1 protein-coding gene is annotated in these 683 nt (G+C 61.1%); it reads left to right on the top strand.

Annotated elements, in window-relative coordinates:
- Positions 1-683 (top strand): type VI secretion system contractile sheath large subunit (gene tssC, locus ACESQ2_RS28420; protein WP_373171598.1); only part of this gene is annotated, 683 nt, incomplete at both ends.

Genomic DNA, 683 nt, shown 5'->3' on the forward strand with positions numbered 1-683 from the left:
TATATCGGCCTGGTGATGCCGCGCGTGCTGGGCCGCCTGCCGTATGGTCCGGACACCGTGCCGGTGCGCAGCTTCAACTACGTCGAGCAGGTGAAAGGCCCGGACCATGAGAAATACCTGTGGACCAGCGCCTCGTTCTCTTTCGCGTCCAATATGGTGAAAAGCTTTATTAATAACGGCTGGTGCGTGCAGATCCGTGGCCCGCAGGCGGGCGGAGCGGTGAAAGATCTGCCGATCCACCTCTACGATCTGGGCACAGGCAACCAGGTGAAGATCCCGTCGGAGGTGATGATCCCGGAAACCCGCGAGTTTGAGTTCGCCAGCCTCGGCTTTATCCCGCTGTCGTACTACAAAAACCGCGACTATGCCTGCTTCTTCTCGGCCAACTCCGCCCAAAAGCCGGCGCTGTACGACACCGCCGACGCCACCGCCAACAGCCGCATCAACGCCCGTCTGCCGTATATCTTCCTGCTGTCGCGTATTGCGCACTACCTGAAGCTCGTTCAGCGTGAAAACATCGGCACCACCAAGGATCGCCGCCTGCTGGAGCTGGAGCTCAACACCTGGGTGCGCGGTCTGGTAACGGAGATGACCGACCCGGGCGACGAGCTGCAGGCCTCACACCCGCTGCGCGACGCGAAGGTGGTGGTGGAAGATATCGAGGACAATCCGGGCTTCTTCCG

Source organism: Klebsiella sp. Q11, assembly GCF_964241505.1.
Classification (GTDB): Bacteria; Pseudomonadota; Gammaproteobacteria; order Enterobacterales; family Enterobacteriaceae; genus Klebsiella; species Klebsiella michiganensis.